Annotated in this window: 26 protein-coding genes; 11 read left to right on the top strand and 15 right to left on the bottom strand. The window is 39.1% G+C overall.

All coding sequences use genetic code 11. From position 1 onward, the window contains the following. Positions 1–240: 240 nt before the first annotated feature. The 4 genes from AR328_RS13325 to AR328_RS13310 all read right to left on the bottom strand — a co-directional run bounded on the left by AR328_RS13325 (position 241) and on the right by AR328_RS13310 (position 4058). Positions 241–885, bottom strand: coding sequence for a LytTR family DNA-binding domain-containing protein (locus tag AR328_RS13325; RefSeq protein ID WP_066295670.1), 645 nt, complete (start codon positions 883–885; stop codon positions 241–243). Between the two features lie 124 nt (positions 886–1009). Further along, positions 1010–1411: a hypothetical protein gene (locus tag AR328_RS13320; RefSeq protein WP_231734831.1), complete on the bottom strand. Its 402-nt coding sequence runs from the start codon at positions 1409–1411 to the stop codon at positions 1010–1012. Positions 1412–1494: 83 nt separating this feature from the next. Beyond that, positions 1495–2706: a benzoate/H(+) symporter BenE family transporter gene (locus AR328_RS13315; protein ID WP_066295665.1), complete on the bottom strand. Its 1212-nt coding sequence runs from the start codon at positions 2704–2706 to the stop codon at positions 1495–1497. Positions 2707–3056: 350 nt separating this feature from the next. Then, positions 3057–4058 (bottom strand): hypothetical protein, encoded by a 1002-nt coding sequence (locus tag AR328_RS13310; protein ID WP_066295663.1) that lies wholly within the window; start codon positions 4056–4058, stop codon positions 3057–3059. Between the two features lie 291 nt (positions 4059–4349). Between AR328_RS13310 and speD the strand changes: the two genes are divergently transcribed. Further along, positions 4350–4721 carry an adenosylmethionine decarboxylase gene (speD, locus tag AR328_RS13305; protein WP_066295659.1) on the top strand — a complete coding sequence of 124 codons (372 nt, stop codon included), beginning with the start codon at positions 4350–4352 and terminating at the stop codon, positions 4719–4721. Positions 4722–4789: 68 nt separating this feature from the next. Here the strand turns inward: speD and AR328_RS13300 are convergent, their stop codons facing one another. From AR328_RS13300 to AR328_RS13280, 5 genes are all read right to left on the bottom strand, one after another. Beyond that, the gene (locus tag AR328_RS13300; RefSeq protein WP_066295654.1) at positions 4790–4975 is read right to left on the bottom strand and encodes a histidine kinase; all 186 of its coding nucleotides are present in this window, start codon (positions 4973–4975) and stop codon (positions 4790–4792) included. A gap of 34 nt (positions 4976–5009) precedes the next feature. Continuing rightward, the gene (locus tag AR328_RS13295; protein WP_066295943.1) at positions 5010–5621 is read right to left on the bottom strand and encodes a LysE/ArgO family amino acid transporter; all 612 of its coding nucleotides are present in this window, start codon (positions 5619–5621) and stop codon (positions 5010–5012) included. Between the two features lie 144 nt (positions 5622–5765). Then, the gene (locus tag AR328_RS13290) at positions 5766–6938 is read right to left on the bottom strand and encodes an MFS transporter (protein ID WP_066295652.1); all 1173 of its coding nucleotides are present in this window, start codon (positions 6936–6938) and stop codon (positions 5766–5768) included. 164 nt (positions 6939–7102) lie between these two features. Next, a complete protein-coding gene (locus AR328_RS13285; protein WP_066295649.1) occupies positions 7103–7909 on the bottom strand; it encodes an aminoglycoside N(3)-acetyltransferase in 807 nt (268 codons plus the stop codon). Then, a complete protein-coding gene (locus AR328_RS13280) occupies positions 7906–8430 on the bottom strand; it encodes a GNAT family N-acetyltransferase (protein WP_066295645.1) in 525 nt (174 codons plus the stop codon). The genes AR328_RS13285 and AR328_RS13280 overlap by 4 nt, the downstream gene beginning before the upstream one ends. A gap of 252 nt (positions 8431–8682) precedes the next feature. Here AR328_RS13280 and AR328_RS13275 point away from each other — a divergent pair, with 252 nt between their 5' ends. The 6 genes from AR328_RS13275 to AR328_RS13250 all read left to right on the top strand — a co-directional run bounded on the left by AR328_RS13275 (position 8683) and on the right by AR328_RS13250 (position 15566). Further along, entirely contained in the window at positions 8683–10206 is a 1524-nt protein-coding gene (locus tag AR328_RS13275; protein ID WP_066295643.1) for an ATP-binding protein, read from the top strand. A gap of 3 nt (positions 10207–10209) precedes the next feature. Beyond that, positions 10210–11430 carry a sensor histidine kinase gene (locus AR328_RS13270; protein WP_066295637.1) on the top strand — a complete coding sequence of 407 codons (1221 nt, stop codon included), beginning with the start codon at positions 10210–10212 and terminating at the stop codon, positions 11428–11430. Continuing rightward, positions 11427–12092 (top strand): response regulator, encoded by a 666-nt coding sequence (locus AR328_RS13265; RefSeq protein ID WP_066295633.1) that lies wholly within the window; start codon positions 11427–11429, stop codon positions 12090–12092. Before AR328_RS13270 ends, AR328_RS13265 begins: the two co-directional genes overlap by 4 nt. Positions 12093–12237: 145 nt before the next feature. Further along, entirely contained in the window at positions 12238–13170 is a 933-nt protein-coding gene (locus tag AR328_RS13260; protein ID WP_066295631.1) for an ABC transporter ATP-binding protein, read from the top strand. A gap of 12 nt (positions 13171–13182) precedes the next feature. Further along, complete coding sequence (locus AR328_RS13255; protein WP_066295629.1) at positions 13183–14397, top strand: ABC transporter permease; 1215 nt, start codon at positions 13183–13185, stop codon at positions 14395–14397. 14 nt (positions 14398–14411) lie between these two features. Then, positions 14412–15566 (top strand): ABC transporter permease, encoded by a 1155-nt coding sequence (locus AR328_RS13250; RefSeq protein WP_066295624.1) that lies wholly within the window; start codon positions 14412–14414, stop codon positions 15564–15566. 74 nt (positions 15567–15640) lie between these two features. Here the strand turns inward: AR328_RS13250 and AR328_RS13245 are convergent, their stop codons facing one another. From AR328_RS13245 to AR328_RS22265, 4 genes are all read right to left on the bottom strand, one after another. Next, a complete protein-coding gene (locus AR328_RS13245) occupies positions 15641–16810 on the bottom strand; it encodes a DUF4317 domain-containing protein (protein WP_066295623.1) in 1170 nt (389 codons plus the stop codon). A 162-nt stretch (positions 16811–16972) separates the two neighbouring features. Further along, the gene (locus AR328_RS22840; RefSeq protein ID WP_066295622.1) at positions 16973–18070 is read right to left on the bottom strand and encodes an RNA-guided endonuclease InsQ/TnpB family protein; all 1098 of its coding nucleotides are present in this window, start codon (positions 18068–18070) and stop codon (positions 16973–16975) included. 134 nt (positions 18071–18204) lie between these two features. Next, positions 18205–18522: an IS200/IS605 family transposase gene (gene tnpA, locus AR328_RS22270; protein WP_197414464.1), complete on the bottom strand. Its 318-nt coding sequence runs from the start codon at positions 18520–18522 to the stop codon at positions 18205–18207. A gap of 238 nt (positions 18523–18760) precedes the next feature. Beyond that, positions 18761–18883 carry an FbpB family small basic protein gene (locus AR328_RS22265; protein ID WP_082677230.1) on the bottom strand — a complete coding sequence of 41 codons (123 nt, stop codon included), beginning with the start codon at positions 18881–18883 and terminating at the stop codon, positions 18761–18763. A gap of 330 nt (positions 18884–19213) precedes the next feature. On the opposite strand from AR328_RS22265, the gene AR328_RS13230 reads away from it, so the two are divergent. After that, positions 19214–19924, top strand: coding sequence for an anthrax toxin lethal factor-related metalloendopeptidase (locus AR328_RS13230; RefSeq protein ID WP_082677229.1), 711 nt, complete (start codon positions 19214–19216; stop codon positions 19922–19924). A 120-nt stretch (positions 19925–20044) separates the two neighbouring features. Here AR328_RS13230 and AR328_RS13225 read toward each other — a convergent pair whose 3' ends face one another. Then, complete coding sequence (locus tag AR328_RS13225) at positions 20045–21427, bottom strand: M28 family metallopeptidase (RefSeq protein ID WP_066295614.1); 1383 nt, start codon at positions 21425–21427, stop codon at positions 20045–20047. A gap of 430 nt (positions 21428–21857) precedes the next feature. Between AR328_RS13225 and helD the strand changes: the two genes are divergently transcribed. Genes helD through AR328_RS13210 form a run of 3 tightly spaced genes read left to right on the top strand, consistent with a single transcriptional unit; the run spans position 21858 to position 24959 of the window. Further along, on the top strand, positions 21858–24182 hold the full coding sequence (gene helD / locus AR328_RS13220) for an RNA polymerase recycling motor HelD (protein ID WP_066295610.1): 2325 nt from the start codon (positions 21858–21860) through the stop codon (positions 24180–24182). A 46-nt stretch (positions 24183–24228) separates the two neighbouring features. Continuing rightward, a complete protein-coding gene (locus AR328_RS13215) occupies positions 24229–24516 on the top strand; it encodes a hypothetical protein (RefSeq protein WP_066295607.1) in 288 nt (95 codons plus the stop codon). 56 nt (positions 24517–24572) lie between these two features. Then, entirely contained in the window at positions 24573–24959 is a 387-nt protein-coding gene (locus AR328_RS13210) for a RidA family protein (RefSeq protein WP_066295603.1), read from the top strand. A gap of 37 nt (positions 24960–24996) precedes the next feature. On the opposite strand, the gene AR328_RS13205 is transcribed toward AR328_RS13210, so the two are convergent. Continuing rightward, a complete protein-coding gene (locus tag AR328_RS13205; protein WP_066295602.1) occupies positions 24997–25299 on the bottom strand; it encodes a hypothetical protein in 303 nt (100 codons plus the stop codon). Between the last annotated feature and the right edge of the window lie 184 nt (positions 25300–25483).

Here is a 25483-nt window from a genome sequence, read left to right as displayed (position 1 = left end):
AAACAGGAGAAAGGAGTTTTCGGACTAAATAGAAGAAAATTAGGATAAAACAGATAAAAATTAAGATAAAGCAGAATATTTATAATCTGCTTGGACTTTTGAACGGGGACTTCACCTGAAATGTCCGTCCACCAACGCTGCTTGGACTTTTTGAACGACTTCTTCCCTTAAAATGTCCGTCCAGCAACGCCGCTTGGACTTTTTAATCGATTCTTCACCTTGAAATGTCCGTCCAGCATTTTAAAACCCTAATAATTTTCGAAAATAGCTGGAATACGACTGGCTGACTGTTAGGCGGTCCCCATTATTCATCGCTAGAATAAATGTTGAATGTGTATCGGGATAAATTTCCTTAATATGATTGACATTGACAATATAAGACCGGTGACAACGGATAAAATAATCTTTAGGCAATAAATATTCAAATTCCTGAAGGGCATATTTATGTGTGCCTGAATATTCTTCTGTATGGACGAACGTTTTCTTATCCTTTGCTTCAATATAAACTACTTTAGAAAAGGGTGTCGGTTTCCAGCCGTCATGGCTCCTTACAGTTACAACCGCTTTCCCATCAGTTAAAGCTGGATAAATAGCAGTGACACAGCCCTCTAGAACTCCATCATGATGAAAGGGAACGGCCATTCCGTGGTATGGCACTCCAAATACATCCCGATTGATAAATTCTGAAGCCTTATTCCCTGTGGCAATGGCCTTATAGGCGATGGTTCCTTCCTTAACAGGGTCCCCCGGCTTGATTTTTAAATCTACACGTTTACTCGGGCGATAATAAATATATTCCTTCGTGTTAGAAACCGCAATTGAAATTTCATCTGAAAACAGTTCACCAATTACATCAAGTAGTGACCTTACTGAAATACTCTTCATTTCTTGACTTCCTTCCAAACAGAACTAAATAAATTAGTTTAATATTACAAGGTTTTCAAGCAAGATTCTATTCTATTCAGTTAAACGATCTGATTCGTACAAAAAAAAAGCCCCTAAAGGCTTCCTATCTAACATTTCCATCTGTATTTTTAACATATATTGCCTGGCTTGTATTGATGATTTTACAGCCTGCTAAATCCTCATCCTTTAGCAGCCCTAAATTTATGGCAGATTTTATTTTTGACTCATCTGGCTTTTTCTGGATAAGGTCCATTAGGTTCAATTCTTCTAAGCGATGAACTGTCGCTTCCTGCTCGTATTTCTCTGTTATTCTAATTTGTCTTTGCAGCTTAAAATCATTTATGGCTAGTTCCCCTTTTACGTTTTTTCCGAAAGCCATGTCAAAATATTGATTAAAAGCCTTTTTTAATTCATCCAGCTGAATTTCAATTTCTTTTTTCCGGCGGTTTAATTCATCGTAATTGGCAAGCATTTCTCTTGTAATGAAAGTGTTCTGATTTCCCACCCTTATCCCCTCATTCCACATATACTACTTCATCTTATTGTGAAATGCGAAAGGATATTCTCATTTTTTCATTACTTGTCCAGTTATTTCTCTATTGTTCTTGCCAGAACAGCCCCAAAGACAAGACCCCATACTGGTGCACTAATATGCAAGAAGGATACACCTGATAGCGTTACAATAAAAGCGGCTATTGCACTTAATCGATAACGATTCTCGGAAAATCCAACTTGAATGCTTGAATGCAGAACACCTATGAGAGCAAACCCTGCCAATAATGAAACAAAAGCTTGTGGCAAAGATTGAATGAACGGGACAATTTTCCAAGCGAAGATTCCGAAAAGGATAATGACAATGCCTGATACGACAGCAGCCATATACCTTTTTGAGCGGGGACCTGAATCTGGCCCTGCACTTATCACTGTCATCATTCCCGCAATATTGGCACTTTGTCCTCCAAAAAAACTGGCGATCATCGAAAATAACCCGCTTAACGAAATAATCTTTCGGATGGGCGGCTGATAATCGGAGCTTTCTAGAGCGCCTACTCCCGGTGCCGCATCATTACTCAGAATCAGCATGGCAAGAGGCAGCGCCACGGTCAGCATCCCTAACCAAGTAAACTCCGGCATTTGTAAAGATGGCAAGAAAAAGGCAATTTCCTTAGAAGGCTCAAGGCTCTCCGTAACTAGCAACACAATAAAAGCAACAACGATAGCGACCAACACGGGCGGAAACCGTTTCAAATATCTTGAACAAAGAAAGAAACTGATGACAGCGGCTCCGCCAACTGCGGGCATTGCCTTTACAGCAGGAACCAATTGCACAACATAACCGGCAACGAGCCCTCCAAGCATCGCAGCAATAACCTCTTTTGGTACCCATTTAATAATTTTTGTAAAAAGGCCCGATATTCCGATTAATAGGATAAGCAATCCCGAAAGAACATAACTGCCTATTAACTGTGGATAGGTAAATTGTGCTGTGACAGTGGCTAGAAAAGCAACACCTGTTATAGAATGCCCCCCAGTAATGGGAATCCTGTATCGCATTGCCATCATTATTCCAAATAATCCGCCAAAAAAATAGACTGCAAACATCCAGGCAATAGTCTGCTGATCTGTAAATCCTCCAGCGGCCGCAGCCTGCAAGATAATTATGGCTGGGCCTGTCATAACCAATGTACTGGAGATTAAGCCAGATGCGATGTTCTCTCCTGTTACATCCTTGAGAAGTTTGCGTTGCCGAGATCCTCCCCCCGGAACTAAGTCATTTTCTTTTACTTCTGGCAATCCCATTTAATCCACTCCCAAACAATCTATTACTACTTATCATTAGGGGAGGATGGATGAATTGTCAAATAATTCAATTCCTTTTGGCATAAATTTTTTTACATTAATGAAATTTTAAAACCTAAGCGGACATTGAATCCGTTATTCTTAGAAAATGACCATAATTTTTGGCTATGCGGTCACTGAGTACTCTATATACAAAAAAGGCAGGGAAATCACTGATTTTATATAGATTAGCAGATCCTATGTCCGCAAGCATAAGGAATTACCCCATTTTGGTTCAAATAAATGATCTGATGTCCGCTAAGATCAGGCAGACTAGATGACCATCGTTATTGCCACATGGTTATTTCAAATTACATATAGTCTTCTACTTCTCTATTAAAAATCTCATGTAAGACTAAATGGTCCTTCCTATTTACCACTGCTCTTTCTCTTGCCTGAAGGGATCCATTTGGAAGGGAAAACATATAATCAATCTGTTTCGGTAATGTTCGATGAGGAACAGGAATTTTTCGTATTTTGGTAGAAAATGGTTTTTTGGCACCTATATGAAAGCCCCAATCTCCAAAGGAAGGGACAACCGTATGATAAGGTTCCGTATGAAAACCTGCTGCTTCCATTGTCCGGCCAATACTCCAAAAGACAATAGGCGTTTCATCAATTGCGTTAGACTGACAAACTATTTTGCCGTTCATAGCTAATCTATTATGGATCTGATGAAATAATTCTACAGTATATAAATTAGCCAATAATGGAACGGTTGGATCAGGGAAGTCTATTATGATGAGGTTGTATCGACTTCTATTTTCCTCTATAAATTTAATTGCATCTTGAGCGTAAACATGTACCCTTTTATCAAAAAAAGCTCTGTCGTTCATGGCTGCCATCTTCGGTATATTTCGTGCAGCATCCAAAACCTTTTCATCCAAATCCACCAAATCAACATGTCTGACGTCTGAATACTTTAATACTTCACGAAGTGCTAAACCATCGCCACCGCCAAGTATTAAAATTCTGTCCCGTGAACGGACTAAAGCCATTGGAATATGCACAAATGCCTCATGATATATCCGTTCATCTAAAGAACTAAATTGTAATTGTTCATTTAAATACATTCTAATATCTGTTGCTTCTACAATTTTTATATCTTGAAATTTACTTTTTCCAGCGTAGAGCTTTCTATGTTTGCCTGCTAATAACTCCTTAAGTCCAATTTGATCCCACTTGTCACCTCGGGAACTTCCTTCAATTTGTTTGACCTCATTTATTTGGTCTGGTTGCCCCTTTAATGAATTGGAGTTGCTGCCAGTTTTTATTTGTTCGGATAACCATGGAATTCTTTGATTATCGGACACTTTTATCCCCCCTTAGATTCATATGAAATAAAGAGATTCCTGCTAACTCAATTATTCCAGCGGTCAATGATAAAATATCTTATTACCATGAATGATAAAAAGTTTGGACATTTACCCAGATCCGTGTAACTACCCCAAGTAAACTACCTTGCCTTTACACCCATCTTGCAAAAAAGGATATATCAAGATAATTAAATAGTGGATTTTTGCGAGTACACATTGGCTTGTCCATACAGTTTTTGAATACTTTCGTAATATATAGGAAATGGAGTAAAGGATGTGAATAAGTCAATGCATCTAACATTTGGCAGGCATGTAATTGCAGATGCGTGGGGAATTGAATTTGATAAAATCAATGATATTGATTTTTTGAAATATCATTTAGAAGAAGCCGCCAAAATTTGCGGTGCTCATTTATTATCTGTGGATGGATGGGCATTTCAGCCATATGGAGCTACCGTTGTCGCAGTACTTGCTGAAAGTCATCTATCCATTCATACGTATCCTGAAAAAGGCTTTGCGGCCATTGATGGGTATACATGTGGGGATAAAATTGATTCAGAAAAGGCTATCAATTATTTATTGGATATTCTAAAGCCACAAAAAGTGTACACGCACAAGATTATCCGCGGGGCAGGAGATTTTGTCCACATTACCAAATAGTATTGGATCCACAAAAAAAGAAGACCTCACTCTTAAAAAGGCGAGTGAGGTCCCATCCGTATGATATGCTAATCATTGTTCGCTTTTCCTGTTTTAAATAAAAAGAATGATATTAATCCTGAAAAAAGGGCAGCACCCGCAGAAATAATCACTCTTGTTTGATAATCAAGAACCGAATAATCTCTATGAAGCATCCACATGGCTGCAGCACCAACTATAAGCATAATTGGAATGACCAGGGCTAATTGTCTCATCTTTACATCCTCCTACATAAGGCAAGCCAAGAAACTAAATTAGGATTTGTGCGCCAATATAGAGCGCCATTCCCCATATGATTATAGCAGATATTTGGTTCATCTTCTTTAAAAAGCGCCCGCTCGTGTCGAACTCTCCTACTTTCCTGCCAACGAGTGCTAAACTGAAAAACCATATCCACGAAATACCAATACATGCTAGAGAAAACGCCCATTTTTCTAAGCTTTCATAGGCTAAAGAGCTTGTGCCAATGACGCCTATTGTATCCATAATAGCATGCGGATTCAGTAGAGAAACCGATGCAGCAAACGTGATCTGACGCTTCGTTGAAAAGGAAAGCCCCTGCTTATCATTCTTTACTTCAGGTTCGCTTTTCCATACGGACCAGCCCATATAGGCTAAAAAAAAGAAGCCGACAAGAAAGAGCACGTTTTTGATCCATACAAATCTAAACACAATGATCGATACACCCATTACAGCCAAAAGAATTAAGATCGTATCACAAATTCCTGCAGTAATCACTGCTGGCAATGCTCTTGTAAATCGCTTTTGTGTCGCCCCTTGGTTAAAAACAAATACATTTTGCACACCTAATGGCAGGATGAGTCCGAAAGCAAGAATGGCTCCATGAAGAAATGCTTCTATCATAAGGTCCTCCGTAATTTTTCTTATGTAATTTTAATCAATTAAACTATCACCGTACCAAATTCATTATAATGTAGTATATCATAAATTGGAATTTACAGGCATTCTTCGTATTAAAAACAGCCGGAGATTCCCGGCTGTTTTTTAATTGGCTTCATTCTGTAAATAAGCTTTCCGGCCGCCCTTGGCCATTGAGAAAAAGGCAGTCGCAAACGCAAATAAAACGAATATTCCACCAGCTATTGGATTTAGATCTACAGACGATGTCTGCTCAATCACAAGTCCCCCTATTAATGAACCTAATGCAATTCCAATATGGACAGCAGAATTATTTAAGGTTTGCTGAATATCCGAAGCACCAGCGGAAATTTCAATTAAATAACTTTGCATGGGAGGTGTGATCGCCCAGCTAAGCAAACTATACACACCGAGGATAATTAGAAAAATCGGCAGTGAAAATGTTGTAAATGGAATGATAAACATCGATACGGCAAAAAGGGCCGTAACTGATAGAATGGTAGTCTTAGTGCCAAATCGATCAGAAAGCAAGCCTCCGATTCCACCTCCCACTACCGCTGCGATACCAAAAACTAAATAGACAATACTAACCAATTGACCATCCAAACCCATTTTCATTTTTAGAAAAGGAGTCAAGTAACCGTAAAATGTTAAATGTCCCGCCAGAAAAATAATGGACGTTAATTGCGCAAGTAAAATTCTTCGATTCTTCAAAGTCTTTAGCTGAACTCCAACAGGAACAGCTGGCTTAGGCGGGACTTTTCCTAAAAAGAAATACACACCAGCCATCGAAACGAGGGTAAGGATTGATATCAGGATAAAAGGCGCGCGCCAGCCAAATGAATTTCCAAGCATTAATCCAATTGGTACGCCCAATACAAGAGAGCCGCTCACTCCCATAAATACAACCGAAATGGCACGAGCACGGTATTTTTCATCGACAATGGCTGGAACCATCGTTAAGCATAAGGCAATGAGCAACGAGCCGCTAGCTGCTGATGTGATACGCCCCACTAGTAAAATACTATAATTCGGGCTGAATACAGCAATCACATTCCCAAGCAAAAAAACAGCTAAAGACATCATTGTAAGCTGCTTACGATCTACTCTCTGGGTCACCGCTAACAAAATGGGGGCGGCAATCGCAAATGAAAGCGAAAAGGCTGTCATAAGAAAACCTGCCTGCCCTAAACTGACATCTAAATCATTTGCTACTAAATCAAGTAAACCACCTATAATTAACTCCACCATCCCAACAACGAATGAGACAATGGCTAATAAATACACACGTTTATTCATCAAGCAAGACCTCCTACAGTACCTTACTCATGGTAACGATTTATTCACCTTTTAACAAGTGGTAATTCCATCAACTTTTAAATATGGAATTTTTCGTAAACGGCAATTACACGATAAAAAAGCCTCGATTAGCGGATTCATCCGAAATGGAGGCTTTCAATATTCTATTGAGTGTGTTTTTGTAACCATTCACGGCCAAAATCAATAAGCAGACGCTGCTTCATGAGCTTGCACGTGGATAAACCAATTTGGGAAGAGTGAATTGGATGATTCTCTTCAAACTCTTTCCCTAATGCATCGAAGGAATCTGAATCATAAACGATTTCTTCGTATGTTTTCCATACTCGTTCGTTATTTTCAACTAAAGCAGCCCCTTTTAGGACCTTCTTCCTATTAGCGATTGCATGTTCAGCAAAATGCAATGAAGTATTGCTATCATGCTGCACCCCCAGCAATAGTACATAACCATCCAATTCATAGATTTTGGCTAAAGGGGACTGATGACCAAATCCTTCTTCTAAAGGCTGTTCAGATACTATATACTCCGCATGCTTACCCCAGGCTGCAAATGAATAAGTTGGGTGCAAGCTCCTTTTAACCTCCGGGAAGGTTCTAAAAGCTTCAACAATTTTCCCCATTCCCCTTGTTGGTGTGAATTGTGGATCATATGCGGGTGTTTCCTCACGAATAATCGGCCACCATTCCTCTGGTACAGGAGGGTTTTGCCATTCTGACGGGTCTGAATTATCCCCTGTTTGCGTTGGCATAATAATTGTCCCCTCTTCTCCAACGGCATCCATCAGGGCTTGGACAACGGCTATCGGCCCTCCACAAACCCACCCAAGGGAACTTAAGGACGAATGGACAATAACTGCCATTCCTTTTTCTATGCCGAGATTTTGCAAATCCTTGTGCAGGCTTGATCTTGTATGTGGTTTTTTCATTTTATTAATAACATTTACTTCACTCATATTGTCTTACGACCCCACTCTTCTTCTAAAATGGCATAATAATATTCATCCCACCAGTCATTCCCCTGTGGAATGCATTTCTTAAAAAACCCTTCTCTTCTCATGCCGACTTTCTCCATAACGCGGAAAGATGGAGGATTCTCAGGCTGGCATGTAGCTATTATTCTATGTAACTTCATGCCTTCAAAACCATATTTCAATAAAGCTTCTGCTGCCTCTGTGGCATATCCCTTATTCTGAAACTCCGGATTAAACACCCAGCCAATCTCATAAGTATGCTCACCAAAATATTTTTCAAAAGCCATGTGGCCAATTAGAATATTATTATTCTTTAATAATACAGGAAATTTTCCCGCGTGATCAGCAGAATTTTTGATGACAAACTCCTTTGCATCCTCTTCTGTAAAAACCCCTTCTGGTATATATTTCATAACAATAGGGTCAGAGGTGTACTTGTAGACTGCTTGCCAATCATCGAAAATGAATTTCCTGATGATTAATCTTTCAGTTTGTATGAACATTCCTTTTACACGCCTTTCCTATTATCCTAATCATTTGCATTTACCTATTTCGACAAAAAAACCTTTACCTCCTGCTTAAATTCAAATAGCCATAGAAGTGTGCTCCGTTGCCAACTATTGAACCTTCTTAATAAATAACTTATTATTAGAATAATTATAAATGGTTTACCTGCTCATTCTCCATAGAAAAGTTATTTTGAGGATCTAAACTTCGCAAAAAAAGATTGCGATAGTAAAGGGGAAGAACTGTTCATGCCTACTCGAAACACGAAAATAAAGTTAAAAATATTCCTCATTTATTGTATCTTCACAATCGTGCCTTCGTTATTAATCAGCTGTTTATTGACGGTACAAAAAATGGAGTTTTATGAAAATGAGTATAAAGAGAAAGCACACAGAAGTGCTGGCCTTCATTCAAAAAGCATCGACAACTTTATTGGTGAAACGTCTGGCCGCCTTGAAATGCTTTCTACGTTAATCAAGGTACAGCAATTTAGCTTTAATCATATAGATGAGGTATTGAGGGAAACGCATAAACAGGATGATCGGTTTTCCGGCTTTTATTGGGCGAATCCGAAGGGAGATATTCTAATAAGTTCAAACTCTCCTTTTTCTCCTGTAAATGTAAGTGATCGCGAATATTTCCAGAAAGCGGTTGGAACCGGGCAAACGAGTATATCTGAAGCACATCTTGGCCGGGTTACAGGTAATTATATTATCACATTAGCTACTCCTATTACCGAGAATCATAAGGTCATGGGTGTATTGCTTGCTAGTTTAAACATAAAGACATTAGAGGCTAATTTATCTACCCTTTTGACTGATGAAGAAATCATCGTAACTGATGAAAAGGGAATACCCATCATACAAGCAGGGGCGTTACATACAAATGAAAAATATAGCATGAGTGAATTAAACTTAGACCGGCTGCCGTGGACGTTAACAGCAAGGATCAGCTATGATGATGAGCATTTACGGTTAAAAGCCTTTATTAATTACTTTTTTATAACCTTTATTTTTACAAATATCCTTTTGCTCTTAATCTACATTTTCCGCTTAAAATGGAGAGCAAAATTAGAGAAAGAACAGTATGAGTTTCAGAAGATGGAGCTGATTGGTAATCTGGCGGCCAGCACAGCCCATGAAATTAGAAACCCTCTTACTGGGATTAGCGGTTTGATCAAATTATTAAGCGAAGAATATCATGATAAAAAAGCCCAGAATTACTTCGAGGTTATCCAAATTGAAATTGATCGAATCAATTCAATCGTCAGTGAGCTTCTATTTCTGGGACGCCCTACAGCCTATACATATAAAACGTACAATATAAACGAAATATTGAAAGAGATCGAACCTATTTTACAATCTGAAGCTAATTATATGAATGTGCAGTTATCAATCTCCTACTCTAATAATGATCCGCATATATCCTGTGTGAAGGATCATTTAAAACAAGTCATTCTAAATCTTAGCAAGAATTCCTTACAAGCAATGCCTAACGGCGGAAAACTTACTATTTCGATAGAAAGTGATTCAGCAAGCTGCATGATTGATGTAAAAGATACCGGTATAGGGATTCCAATGGAAGAGCTCGAGAAAATATTCCACCCCTTTTTCACAAAGAAAAAAGATGGCTCTGGCATTGGATTAACCGTCTGCAAACGAATACTTGATTCCTATAATGGAAGCATTTCGATTGAAAGCACAGTAAATGTGGGAACTGAGGTAAAAATGATGATTCCTATAGTAAAAGAAGATTCTCTTAAGGATGGATGAACTTTGAAAAATTTATCATTACTCTTACTTTCCTCAACAAGAGTTCTCATGTTTTTACTATTGAGCAGCTATTATTTTCAATTTACCGATTCTAGGGATGGCTGGAAGCTCTGCTTTATTATTGGGGCAATGATTCTTTTTGTTGGAAATCATTTTCTGCAAATCTTCACTGAAAGGATAAGAATAAGAGTATTCTGCACAGCTGTTGATATGCTGCTGAGCTATGGGTTTGGGGCTATATTTCCGTCTAGTGGCAATTTATACTTAATATTCTTTGGAGTGATATCCACAACCGTCTTTTTATTTTTTTCTAATCGCAGCATTTTAAAATGGTTTTCGATCGCCTTTTTCATTATGTGGGTATTGATTACCGCTGAAAAATATTATTTATTCGGGTCATCTGCATTTTCCGATAATATCTTAAATTTGATGTTCATCGTATATGGGGCGATAGTAGGGAGCCTGATCCGCAACTTACAGAGGGCACGAGAAACGATTAGCAGCCAGTTCCAGCAGCTTAATGACTCCCACGGTGCTCTGCAGAATGCACACGGGCAGTTAAGTGAGTATTCCAATCAAGTGGAACAATTAACAGTCATACGAGAACGAAATGAAATTGCACGTGAAATACATGATACAGTCGGCCATAAAATGACAGCCTTGCTCGTACAGCTGCAATTAGCAAATGAAATGATATCGATGGATGTAGATAAAAGCAAAGCCATATTACACACATGTGAGCAATTGACTCGCGACTCTCTCCATGAAATTCGCTTATCTGTTCGAACATTAAAGGATGAAGATCACTTGAAAGTTTCATTTCTGCATATTTTGCGGGAGATGATGGATGAATTTGCGAATCTGACTGGAATGCAAACACGACTGGAAGTAGATGGTGACCCAACGTCTATTCCTCTCTCCATTCAACCAACCATAAAAAGAATCGTCCAGGAAGCTTTAACAAATGCACAAAGGCACGGTTCAGCCAATTTATGTAAGGTGTCGATTCAGATTAATAATGAAGCTGTTCATATTGAGTTGGAGGATAACGGAAAGGGAACTGAGAATGTAGTCCCAAGCTTCGGTCTTATAAATATGAAAGAACGTATTTTAGAACACGGTGGAACGATACAATTTAAAAGTGCGGAAGGTCTAGGTTTTTCAATTTCTATTAAACTTCCAAATAAGTTTGTGCAATGGAGCTCAGTAGGGGTGATGAAATGATTAAGGTTTTGATTGTGGATGATCAGCCATTAATAAGGGAAGGTCTAGGCTCTCTGCTAAATCTCCGTAAAGAAATTGAAGTGATTGGAACAGCCGGTGATGGAGCTGAAGCATTAGAAAAGGCTTTAAGTCTCACCCCTGATATCGTTTTAATGGATATCCGGATGCCAAATGTCAATGGGGTTGAAGGAACAAAGCTATTAAAGGAAAATATCCCCCAAGTGAAGGTGCTAATGCTGACTACCTTTAGTGATAGTGAATACATTTTTGATGCGTTAGAAGAAGGGGCAAGCGGATATTTATTAAAGGATATGTCGACTGACACAATCGTTCAGGCGATTTTAACCGTTTTCCACGGAGGCGTAGTCCTCCCTAAGGATTTCACTTCCAATGTGCTAACAGAAATGCGGTTGAAAAATAGTAAGGAAGAAAGCAGCTCAGAAGCCCCTATCCCCTTTTCCCTAAATGAATTAACAAGCCGTGAGCGGGAAGTATTGAGCCATCTTGGCAAAGGGTTAAATAATAAAGAAATTGCCGATGCCTTATTTATTACAGAGGGGACGGTCAAGAATCATGTTTCGAACATTATACAAAAGCTCGAGCTTCGGGATCGCACCCAGGCAGCCATTTTTGCGGTACGCTACGGCATCACTACCTTTTAAACATCTCATGACTTCTGGCATATGGCAGGATGAACTACGACACATAGGTGTCGTTTTTTTTATGCTTGAAAATCTATCGCCAGCTAGATGGAGTGGCCCCTGCTTTCAAATAAAATGAAGGTAGTTAATAAGGAGGCGGTTGAAGATGCTTGCACTAAACAATATTAAAAAAAGCTTTGGCCAACATGAAGTCGTTAAAGGAATTACCTTAAATATTGAAAAAGGAGAAGCGTTTGGTTTACTTGGACCAAATGGAGCTGGGAAATCAACGACCATCTCCATGATTTGCGGGTTAGTTCCGTATGAGGATGGAGATATCCTCGTGGATGGGGTTTCAGTGAAAAAAGACCCGGCATTTATCAAGAAGAAAATTGGCGTTGTGCCACAGGATATTGCTCTTTATCCGACAATGTCTGCAATCGATAATTTAGTTTTTTGGGGACAGATGTACGGTTTAAAAAGGAAAGAGGCTAAAAACCGGGCGAAGGAAGTGCTCGAAATCGTTGGTCTTTCCGACCGGGCAAAGGATAAAATCGAGACTTTTTCAGGCGGGATGAAGCGGCGGATTAATATTGGAGCGGCCTTAATGCATAAACCGGAGTTGCTGATCATGGATGAGCCGACTGTTGGCATTGATCCGCAATCGCGAAATCATATTTTAGAAACGGTTAAATCGTTAAATGAGCAAGGAATGACCATTATTTACACTAGTCATTATATGGAAGAGGTTGAATTCCTTTGCAAACGAATTGCGATTATCGATCACGGCCAATTAATCGCAAGCGGGTCAAAAAAAGAGCTCACAAACAGGCTTTCCGGCGGCAAAGTGCTTCATCTTGTTATAGATCAAGTGAAGCCTGATTTTCTCATGGAGTTGAACTCCATGGATGGGGTTGAAAATGTTACGGTTCAGCAAGAAACGGAAATTAATATCTTCGTGCAAAATCATAAAGAGCTGCTAGCTGATATCGTTGTGCTTGCCAATCAAACAGGTGTTATACTGCAGCAAATTCAGCTTCAGGAGCCAAATTTAGAGACATTGTTTTTACAATTAACCGGACGTTCATTGCGGGATTAAGAGGTGAGTGAAATGAAAATGTTTATTATAGCCGCGAAGGATCTAAAGCTTCGATTGAAGGATAGAAAAGCCATCATCTTGATGGTCCTTATGCCCATCCTTTTGACCGCGATTTTAGGATCTGCCTTGAAAGGGGCCATGGGTGATAGTCAGCTGCCTAAAACAACAATAGGTATTTACACTGTGAATGCTGATGCTCTTGCTGAGACATTCATTAATGACGTTTTACTCGATGAAATGAAAGATTCAGTATCTGTTAAGCAAACCAATTCTAGTGAAGAACTGCAGAATTGGGTTAAGGACTCCCAGGTGGATGTTGGCCTAGTTTTCCCTAGCCACTGGGAAGAAGACTTAGAAAATCAGCAGGAAAACCCTGTATACATTTATCCTGCAGCAGGTAAGGATTTTGAAGCAGCTTTTATCCAACAAATCACTGATTCCTTCACAATGACTACACAAACAATGGCTGTTTCGACGAAGGAAGTGTTGTCTGATATTGCTGTGACAGCAGCAGCCAATGGAAGCACCTTTCAGCCAGAAGCAATCCAAATGGAACTTTTGCAAAACATGGAAAATGCAATGAAGCTTCAGCAGGATATCATATCGGATCAGCCAGTTGGCGAACAAAGTGTATCATCCATGCAATACTACGCCGCAGCGATGGCGGCTATGTTCCTATTATTTAATGCGATGAATGGCGGGAAAGCTTTTCATCAAGAACGCAGCACGGAGACATTAACCAGATTAATGACGACACAAGCGAGTAACAGCTCCATTTTATTAGGGAAATTTCTAGGGACGCTGTTCTTTGCCTTTATCCAATTTCTGATTTTTATGGCTGCGACCCATTTTGTTTTAAACGTAGGCTGGGGAAACAATATTCTCCAAACCATCTTCATTGCTTTCATTTACAGCTTTGCCGTGTCAGGACTATCGATGATAGTGGCTGCCTTTACTTCGAGTGAAAAAATGGCAGACACACTAGGCGGAATTGGTGTACAGCTCCTTGCCCTTTTAGGGGGTTCCATGCTGCCCGTTTCAGCATTTCCAAGCCTTATGCGGCACATTTCAATGATTACACCAAATTCATGGGCTTTAACAAGCTTTACAAATATAATGTCTGGAACTACATGGGGCTCATTAATAGCGCCAACGATCATATTAACTTTGATTGGTATTGTATCGATCATCATTGGAACGATGCGCTTACATCATAAGGCTCTCTAGGAGGATTGGGAATAATGATGAAAATATGGGCAATTTGCCAGTTTGAACTTAAACGTACATTCAAAAAGCCGTCTGCATATCTGCTAATGTTCGCCATGCCACTTCTGTTTACCTTCCTATTCGGGAGCCTTTTCGGTGGAAGCTCGGACCAAACGATCCATATAGGCATTGTCGATAAAGATCAAACAGAATTATCAACTGGGCTCATTACACAGCTGAAATCGAGTGAGCTTGTTACGTTTCATGATGTCGAAGCTGCAGAGGCAAAGAATTTGCTAGTGCAACAAGAGATTCAAGGAGTTTTTACCATAAAAAAAGGATTAGCCACTCAGCTTTTTCAACAGGAAAAGCCTGAGATTACCTTTCAACATTTGCCTAGCAGCACAACTGCACCTGTTGTGAAGCAAATAATGAATGGGGCTGTACGAACGATGGGTATGCAAGTCTCGGCAGCAAAAACGGTAAGCCAATTTAACGGGGAGGATTGGGATGCCATCTACAATAGACTTGCAAACGGCCAAGAAAAACAGCTTGCGTTAACAAAAGTTATGAATGGTGACGGCTCAAATGGGAATGTTCTGAACAGAATGTCCTACAGCTCTGCGGGATTTTCTATCATGTTTGTGATGATGATGATGCTGTCGGCCACTGGGGCTCTCATTGAAGCAAGAAATATGGGCATTTGGTCAAGATTGTTTTCCACTCCAACTTCTAAATTTCAAGTGATGTTTGGGTACTTCCTATCATTTTTCGCGGTTGGCTGGATTCAATTCTTCTTATTGATCGTCATGTCCTCAGTCATTTTTGATGTAAAGTGGGGAGATCCTGTTGGGTTGTTTGTTCTGATCTCTTCATTGCTATTAGCTGTAGTCGGATTAGGTCTCGCGATTGCCGCCTTTGCCAAAACAGCCGAGCAGCAAAACGCAATTGGCACGCTCATCATTGTTTCTACCTGCATGCTTGGCGGTGTTTATTGGCCAACAAGCATTACACCAGGAATCATGCAGACAATGGCCCAATTCGTTCCCCAATCTTGGGCGATCAAAGGATTTACCGAATTAAACGTTGGGGGCGCAGCTGTTGGAGATATCCTGACACCCATTTTCATCTTGCTTGCCTTTGCTGCGGTGTTTTTTACAATCGGATTGTCTAAAGTTCGATATGAATAAGGAAACAGGAGAGTCTCATTGGGCTCTCCTGTTTCTTATAATTATTGTGAGCTTGATTTACTCACTTTCTAGTTCTATCCCAAAAATGTTTCGGGAATTAGCGTAAATCCTTCAACCATCGTATCTTCGTCCACTTCTATCAGTAAACAGCGCTTGCCGTTAAAATTAACCTGTCTAACATATTTTAAATCCTGTGGACTAATAGAGATATTTGCTACCTTCGTGTTAATTTTAATAGATTTCGTATTATAATTCGGTACAACACTGCTTGCTTTCAGTTCGTATGTTTGATCATCAATGATTTTCTGGAACGCCATTTCAACCTTTTCAGTATTAACATCCTCTACACCACTTACCTTTAATACACGTTCTACATCCTTGTAATCCAATTTAGGAGTGTCTTCCTCTTCTTCTTCAACCATGATTCGATTGATTTCTTCATATACATTGGAAAGGGTTGTTGCATCAACCTGTTCTCCAACGACTTCTTTGACGATTTCCTCGAATACGGCTTTATCATCTTGAGCAGTCATAATCTCTTCGCCATTCAATACTTCTTCGATAAAATGATAATCGGGCTGATTTGGTTTCCCGGATGAGTAGAGAACGCGGTTTACATCTGATGAATTCTCAGTAAAGCTAGGATATAAAAAACCTGCAACAGGAGATGTAAGATTAATGATGGAATCAACGACAACACTAGACTTAAATTCCTTTTCAATATAATCAAACAACAAAGATCTTTTTGGCTGTATCGTTTGATTAATGCTGCACAGGATAAAAGGATGATTATACACCTCATCCCTACCGCTAACTTCTGCTTCTTCATTACTCCTTTTCGTTGGCTTAAAATATTGCCCCCGAATAAAAGTCACAACCATGTCCTGTTCATATTGAACATCTTTAAACATTTTCTCAACCAATAGAAGCATTTGTTCCTTCCAATCTTCTACATCATCAGACTGCAGCCCATCATGGAGAATGAATTGGCTATGATTTTCTGCTTCTCGTTTGAACTTTACCTCAAATAACTTCACATCCATTTGACCTGTAAGTACTTTCTTAAAGTTAGTCATGAATAACTCTTGCTGTTCCTGGTCTAACATCGGAAATGGATGACTTTCTTCATGATAAATTTCACTGCTTTCCTTCCTTATATAAACATTGAAGATATCTGCGATTTTCAATAAATCATTATCAAGCTTGAATTGTTTACGTATGTTTGCTATATCCTTCTTATTCATATTAAAAGTCCAACTCCTAAGCTGATTAGTGTATTCGTGAACCTCTCGTCATTCAAATGACGAGCATCTGATAAGCAGATACATCTTTCGATGTTTCTCGTTTCATTGAGCCAAGCATCCTTGCGCTCTCCCCGAAGGCATGTTCCACACCTGTTGTTTTGGTTAGGTTGTTTGTTTCTGTTGTAAACCAAGTTGTAAAATATTCTTTGCTGCATTCACATCACGATGAATTTCGTAACCACATAAACACTTATGCAGTCTTTCGGCCAATGTTTTCTTTACGATATGCCTGCAACTCGAACAAATTTGACTTGTATTGTACGGATTGACACAAACCACTTCTTTACCAGCGTTTTCAGCTTTGTATTGAGTAAACTGTATCAATTTCCGCCATGCACTATCAGTAATGCTTTTTGATAAATGACGATTTTTGACCATATCCTGAATGTTTAAATCTTCAAACACTATTAAGTCATAGTTGCTCACTAATTGACGGGATACCTTATGGGCAGTATCTCGTCTTTTGTTGGCGATATGTTCATGCCATTTGGCAAGTAAACGGACTGCTTTTTGTCGTCTGTTTGAGCCCTTTTTCTTCTTAGATACCGCACGTTGGAGCTGTTTTAAACGCCTTTCTGCTTTTTGTAAATGTTTTGGGTTATCGAAAAACTGTCCGTCTGACGTAATAGCTAAATGAGTGACACCAAGATCAACACCAACCGATTGATTCGTTTTCAGTTCACTGACCGCTTCTGTCATTTCGCAAGCAAAACAAACATAGAATCGACTGTTTTTATGAACAATTGTACACGTTTTGATTTTCCCTTGTATTTGCCGATGGCATTTGATACGTAAATCACCAATTTTGGATAGCGAAAGAAATTTCCCATTCAGTTTGAATCCGCTTTGGCTGTAAGTGAACGAATGGAAGCGATTCTTTCCTTGAAAGCGAGGAAATCCTGCTTTTTCACCTTTACTTAATCGCTTGAAGAATGCTTGATAAGCTTTATCTAAGCGCTCCAATACATCCTGTAGTACTTGTGAATGAACGGTTTTAAAAATCGGCAACTCCTTCTTTAAAATAGGTAATTCTTTCTTCTGCGCGTAGAACGAAATCGACTTTTTGTGTGTCTTATACTCGTAAATACGCTGTTCCAAACAAGTATTATAAAGCCAACGACACAACGATAGTGTTTCAATTATTTTCTTTTGTTGCTCGGCTGTTGGTACTAGTTTGAATTTATAAGTGCGTTTCGTCATGTTCTGTCTCCTTTCTTCTGGTTTTTGGATATACTTCTTAATTATTTCTTCTGAGATTGAATCAACGGTTTCAATATAGAAACTGCTGTTCCATTATCGTCCTTTCCATAGTTTTTGTTTGATTTCAGGGAACCTCAAAAAAGCTTTCTGACCGAAATGCCTTTCAGCATTTTAACAATATAAGAAGAGGCGACTTTTAGATGGGCCGATGCAAATACATGAATATGATCTTTTTCACCCACTTCTATCATGACTACTTCAAATTCCTTTTCCTTTGCAATTTCTCGGAAAAGGTCTTTTAAGTACTTCTCATTTTCTTTTGTTAACACTTTCCTTCGATATTTACTGACTATACTAATGTGGGAATTGCCGTTATAGACGCACGTTCTAGCATGTCTTAAATATGATCTATTTTTCCATACATATAGTATATAATAAACGCCATGTACCATAAATAAATTTAAGGTCTATCATTAAACATATAGTCCGTAGATTCTACAAAAGAAAGCGGTCAGAATTCTCCCTATTGAAATATGGAGAATTCTGACCGCTTTAACCTAAATTATAAGCAATCTGTTTGCTTAAGGAATGATTAAGTTCGTCAGCGTTACTAGTATCCTTCAGCTAGAAGAAGACGATCAAGCAGATGTTCATATTTTTTCTATAAGTAACATTAATGGCTTTATTGACCTATGCCAGCCTTTTTAATTCATGTCTTGCTTCAATTCGTTTCTCAATTTTCTCTATAGCCTTTTTGTCATTTAATAATTCTTGTTTGTTTTCTTCAATAAGCTCTTTCATTGTTTTTCGCATGATCAATGCACCCTTTATTTTATATTTAGTCTGAATATTCTATACTTATATGTTACACCTATTTACATGATTTAAAACTTAACTATTTGAACATTTTGTGAACATTTGAACTTATTTGCTGATCTCAAGACAGTGGTGGATTATTTATCGAAACAAAAGAAGCAAACAATAAAATCCATCGTAGATCCGCATTTTCGGGACTGTCCTCCTGCCATTTTACAAAAAAGAACAATTTCTTAGGCTCTTCTTCCTGAAATTAACAATAAAAAAGGGAAACTATTGAATTCGCAGAATATCTAACTTATAACTACTAATTTTAGGAGGAGTAATATGAAGAATATTTTTTTGAACGGGAAAAGGGCCTTTTCTATTGTTTTATTAGCAACCACTTTAACATTCACTTTTTCTACTTCTGCATTAGGTGAATCCGGAACTACTCAATCAATTAAAATGAACAATGTTCTTGAGAGGGTGGTGACGGTTGAAACAAAGGGTGATTTTGATCAGGAAGAAACCTTAAAGATGGTTGACCGACTTTGGAGCATTCCCACAAATATTTTGAATGTAATGCATAGGCAAGGAGTTCACGTTAAATTAATTAATTTCCCTCTTACTGAATTGCCTGAATACGAACATTTAAAGGGAGCCGTACCTAGAGGGTGGGAACATACTCCATATACTTGGGATGATGTTCCGGGAGCGGGAGGGCAGACGGTTGTTGCACGAATTGGCTATAGCTATAAAAAAATGCATAGTTCTGAAAACCTCGAGCTTCATGAAGTAGCTCATGCTATTGATCGTTATGTATTTGATAATATTAGCTACTCCGATGAGTTTACTAATATTCATGCTTTAGAGAAAAAAGATTTTCTTGATACTGCCTATTTTGAATACAAGGAAGAATATTTCGCTGAATCCTTTGCTTATTTTTATGCTGGTCCAGAAACGAAGGCTGAGTTAAAAGAAAAAGCTCCATTAACTTATAAATTTATTAATGAGCTCCAAAGTAATATCCCTTCAGAAAAGCATTCAAATCAGTAGAATGATAGAAAGGCTATTGCCATCGGAATGGACCCGAAGAAAATAGGATTGGTTTTCTCCTATTTTTGGAGAGCCCAATGAAAAGAGAGAAGTGCTGAACACACTTCTCTCTTATTTCTATTAATTATTTCCAGGCGTTTTCTTCCTCACAACATCGAAAAGTCCTGATCCAATAATGTCTAAGGCAGACTGCATTCTCTCTGCAGAGATATTATCCTCAATCGTATCTTGAGGTGTGTGGTATACCTTTTCGATATGGTAGACTAGCGGATCCCAGCTATCAATGCCCATCCAGATGAACAGGGCTGCAGGAATACCAGCTTGGTGGAACGGCACATGGTCACTAGATCCGAACGTACCTGGGAGAATATCTGAATTTCCTAATCTAGCACCTGCTTGACCGGTAGAATCTGTAACGATATTCGTGCTTCCATCAGGAGTCATGGCATAAAGATTACTTGCTTTATCATAATTGGTTGCCACCATATCAGGGACAAAAACAGCTTCAATTTGGTCCCTTTGCTCCTGTGTTAATTGATTTACATAATATCTTGAACCTAGCAAGCCTCTTTCCTCTGAACCAAAGGCAATAAATTTCAATGTTTTATCCGTATTATACCCTTTATAAACGCGAGCAAGTTCAAGCATCAAGCCAACGCCTGACGCATTGTCATTTGCACCTGGCGCTCCAACAACGCTGTCATGATGCGCACCGAGAATGACCTCTTTCACATCCTTATCCTTTGACTTCGCTTCTTTTGTCGCAATAACATTTACTGATTGGAGATTTGTATAATGTGTAGCCGTTAAACTAATCTCAACTGGCTCTTTTGCGATTTGTTCCTTCAGCCATTCCCCTTGGATAAATGCAGCCCCAAATACTGGCACATTATATTTAGTTGTCAAACTTGGGTTAAACGTCTGACCGTAATTTCCTCGGCTTCCTACTAAACTCTGAAGAATAACACCAGCAGCGCCAGCTTTAACCGCATTGTCTACTTGTGCACGGTAATCAGCAGTAGAAGTTGCTCTTGCCATCAATACGACTTTCCCCCTAACATCGGAAAAATCATTGGCACTTGTTCCGCCTTCAACATATACAACTTCAGCTTTGACAGCTGTATCACTAAGAGCTCCATTTGGTGCCGCAGCCATTTCCCATGACGTACCATCAGAAAATCCGACATTGGCTATGTATTGGTCCGCAACTGGAAAATATTGATATTCTACATCATATCCATAGCTTTTTAACGTTTTTGCGATGTAGTCAGCTGATTTTTTCTCAGCTTCCAGTCCTCCTGGTCTTGTACCAATTTCTTTTGATAAGTATTTGATGTGTTCAATAGCACGCTCCGCATCCACTCTTGCCACAATTTTTTGATCTTGAGAATACGTGGATTTTCCGTTTTCTCCTCCAGCTGGTGCAGCATACCCAACAGAACCGAAAGCAAGTGAAGCAGCTAAAACCGATGCTAAAACTTTTGGCATTTTACTATTTCTCATTTTTTCAAACCTCCTATTTATATTGATTAATACTAGTAAATTTAGTATAGTTGGAAGTTCACTTGGAAATAAGAGGACTAATTCCCAATATTCCGATAATTATTTTCGTCTTTTAGGAAGAAAGAATTGCTCCTTAATACCTTTATTTAAGGCTTTCAAAAAAATAACCAGCTAAGCTATTTGCTCAACTGGTTATTTTTTACACGTATTCATTTTTTAATAGATTATTAAAGTCATAAATCTTGATTATAAATTTGAAGAACCATCATAACAATTGTTCAATAGACATTGATAAAATTGAAAAACTGTGATAAATTAGTTTAGAAACGCAAAAAAGGAAAGTGCGCAATCACACTATCCCAATTATAATTTTACAACATACTCCCCTGTTTGTCAACTCTAATTCCATTTTTCTAAAGGAGTGCTTGGAATGAACAATGAACTACGTCAGGAGCAGGAACGATTAGATAACGTAATCGAAACAATCACGGACCAAATCGGCAAGCTGGAAGATGAAACTGGCCGGCGCCGAAAAGAGGTAGTCAATATTCGGAAGCACTTTTGGGATGATGTCAAAGTAAATATAGATACATTTGACGATTATCTTGAGACGATTATTGGCTTAAGACAACAGGCACAAGACTTGGCAGTAAACCAAAGTACCCACAGACATGCCTACAATCGGCTGTCTGTCCTTCGCCGTATGGAGGGTGTCCCTTATTTCGGCCGGATCAACATAACTGAAGAAGGAACTTCAACAGCAGAAAAAATTTATATCGGCATCACAACACTTACTGATACAAGCGGTGAGAACTTTCTAATATACGACTGGAGGGCACCCGTTTCAAGTGTTTACTACGATTACCCGCCAGGTCCGGCTGAATACGACACACCAGGAGGAGTAATCCGCGGCGTCCTGGATCAAAAGTGGCAATATATCATTCGGAATGGTGTTATCGAATCGATGTTCGATACTAGCCTTACTATTGGAGACGAGATTTTGCAGCAGGTACTCGGCAAAAGCACTGACAAACATATGCACAGTATCGTAGCCACTATTCAACAAGAGCAAAATCGAATTATCAGACACGACCATGGGCGGCTGCTCATTGTTCAAGGGGCCGCTGGCAGTGGGAAGACATCAGCCGCCCTGCAGCGAATCGCATACTTGCTCTACAAGTATCGAGAGTGGCTTAAAGCTGATCAAATCATTTTATTTTCGCCAAATGCAATGTTTAACCATTACGTTTCCAGAGTGTTGCCAGAGCTTGGTGAAGAAAATATGCAGCAGGTTACGTTTCAGGAGTATTTGGACCATCGGCTGGGCAACGATTTTCAAGTGGAGGGTCCTTACGAGCAATTAGAATATGTGTTGACTGCGGCGGATGATCCTTCATATCGAATCAGGACCTCGAGTATTCGATTTAAGGCGTCTACCCGTTTTTTTGAGACCATCAAAACATTCAGACAGTCGCTGGAGTTATCTGGAATGGTCTTCAAAGGGATTAAATTTAGAGGAAAGCCGCTCATCTCCTCCAAACAAATCTTAGAAAGATTTTATGGCAGCAGCACCTCTCTTCGCTTTCATAACAGAATTGGAAAATTGACAGAGTGGCTATTAGAGCAAATAGATGAAACGGAAAAGCTCGAAATGACAAAGCAATGGGTACAGGATGAAATTGAGTTACTTAGCAAAGAAGATTACCAAAAGGCCTATTCACACTTACAAAAAAAGCACGGGTTTAGTGAAAACTCTTTTGATGATTATGATAGAGAGCAGGAATTACTTGGGCGTATGATTGTTCGCAAGAAGTTGAAGCGGATTCGCAAATGGATTCGATCGCTTCAATTTATCAATATAACAGGAATATATAAGCAGCTTTTCACTGATCCAGCTCGGATTAATATGTGGATTGAGGGCAAAACACCTGATGATTGGGAGGAAATTTGCTTATCTACCGTGAATATGTTAGATAAAGGCAAACTGTTTTACGAAGATGCTACTCCGTTTTTACTTTTGAAGGAGCTCATTCAAGGCTTTCAGACGAATAACTCTATCAAACACGTACTTGTCGACGAAGCGCAAGACTATTCTCCGTTCCAATTTGAGTTTTTGAAACGTTTATTTCCTGCGGCAAGGATGACTGTGCTCGGTGATTTTAACCAAGCAATCTTCGCCCATGCCAGTGAAATGGTCGATTTCGATACGCTTACTGGCTTATATGGACCAGATGAAACGGAAGCAATTAACTTGTCCCTAAGTTACAGATCCACAAAACCAATCGTTGAATTTACCCGCAGACTGGTGCCCGGAGGCGAACGAATTACTGCTTTTGATCGTGACGGTGAGAAGCCTGTACTGACTCAAGTGTCCAATCATGCTGAACTGCACCGCTACATCGCTTCCAAAGTTGCAGATTTGCGGGCGCAGCGGTATCATACGATCGCGATTATATGCAAATCCGCTGAAGAAAGCACAGCCGCATATGATGCTCTGAGCAGCATCGAAGAAATCAAGCTCGTGAAAAGCGGCTCGATTGAATATGAACAAGGCGTTGTTGTCATACCGGCGTATTTAGCCAAAGGCATCGAATTTGATGCTGTTATCATTTATGATGCTTCGGCGCAAGTATACGGGGATGAAAGTTTGCGCCGATTGTTTTATACGGCCTGCACAAGAGCTATGCATTATTTGCAGTTATACAGTGTTGGGGAACCTAGCCACTTTTTGCGAAATGATACTTTGGAGAGTTAAAAACGAATATTCAGGTTCTAATGAGAAAGATTTAAGGAGGACTTCTATGGGATTATTCTTTTGGCCTTTTATGATTGCTTCAATCGTATTATCAATTATTGGTTTACGCTTAAAGAAGCCAATATTGCTTGTGATTTCCTGCCTGCTGATAACACCATTATCACTTTACTTAGCAGCAACACCACGTTTTGAATGGTGGGGTTTGATATTTCCATTCTTTTACCTTGGAGCAGCCTTATCCCTAAAAAGAAACTTCAGGTGGCTATCAGCATTGTTGATTTCCCCAAATATTTTACTTATTGGATGGATGGGATTCGCTGTAGTGACTCAATAGGAAATTCATTTTTTCAAAAAAAGCAATAACTTTTCAAAATTAAAGGAGAATCCATTTTGAACATAATCAAATCAAATCCTAATAATGTTGCTCCCCCCATCGCCCAATATCATCATGTAACCGTTGTGCCGAGGGATGCTGAAATAATTGTGTTATCTGGTCAACTCGGAAATGAAAAGGACGGGATCCTTCCAACTGATATAGAAACGCAGTTTGCCAATGCTTTAGAAAATATTAAATCCATTTTAAAAAGTGAAGGTGTAGACGTAAACAATGTTTTCAAAGTGAATTTTTGGTTCACTGAAAATATTAATAGAGAAATCTTTTTGGAAAAATGGAGCGAATTTCATAATCAATCCCCTCCTGCTACAACATTGGCGTATGTTTCAGCTTTAGCACGGCCAGAAATCAAGGTGGAGATTGAGGCTTGGGCTGCAAGATAATAAATATTAGTTAAATAAGGGGGCCTTTTTTTGCCCCTTATTTTATTTCTTGGCTAAGTACATAAACACGCTTGAGATAGTGTTCTCTTTTTCTAGAGTCAGGAATAAATGAAATAAACAAATTAACTCCGCTCATATTTTTGTCCATCATATTTTCTTCTGATCTCCATGGAATTCTGACAGCAAGTCTTCCGAGATTTCTTTCTTCCACAAGAAAAACTGCGTTTACAACCCCGCTGGCAAAAAAGGTAATTTCATTCACTGCCCAATCCAATTTATTGCTCAACACATGATTAATGCCAGCTCTTAGCTCTTCTATTTTATAGTTTGTTAAGGTCATAGTTTATTTCCTCATTGTTTTTTTGTGTGCTCCTTTTACAAGTTAGCGTTTAGGATATTCTCTAGCCAAAATGCACACTTTGATGGGTTCATAGTTAGCGTTTTTGGGATTCTTCTGCTAAAATACGCACTATGAATCGTTCATACTTTGCGTTTTTGGGATTCTTCTGCTAAAACACGCACTA

The organism is Bacillus sp. FJAT-29937, assembly GCF_001509555.1.
GTDB lineage: Bacteria > Bacillota > Bacilli > Bacillales > Cytobacillaceae > Cytobacillus.
Note: the sequence above shows the minus strand (reverse complement) of the source record. Positions and strands in the feature narration are given on the sequence as shown.